Annotated in this window: 1 protein-coding gene; it reads right to left on the bottom strand. The window is 40.2% G+C overall.

The window, feature by feature from the left end; all coding sequences use genetic code 11:
- The coding region (locus AAEY68_RS21510; RefSeq protein ID WP_350586880.1) for a restriction endonuclease subunit S at window positions 1-229 on the bottom strand (229 nt) is incomplete at its 3' end.
- Window positions 230-246: the final 17 nt, after the last annotated feature.

The following is a 246-nucleotide window of genomic DNA, read 5'->3' on the forward strand; positions in this document are numbered from 1 at the left end:
GCTCTATATCGGCGAAGGCTTGGTCGAGAATGGCGACGATGCGTTTTTGTTCGGGGATAGGTGGAACGCTAACTTCAAAGGGCGATATATCCGCTTTACTAAATCCAGCTTGAGCGGATCGTTCTGCAACCGACATTAGTCGTTTTTGAAAACTTTCTGAGTGAAGATATAAATATAAAAAGTCTTTATCGATTATATCTGTATTTGGAATTGTTTTAATCAGAGCCACATTATATGCGCCTGATT

Source organism: Pseudoalteromonas sp. RB2-MNA-CIBAN-0110 (assembly GCF_040309305.1).
In the GTDB taxonomy this organism is placed as follows: Bacteria; Pseudomonadota; Gammaproteobacteria; order Enterobacterales; family Alteromonadaceae; genus Pseudoalteromonas; species Pseudoalteromonas arctica.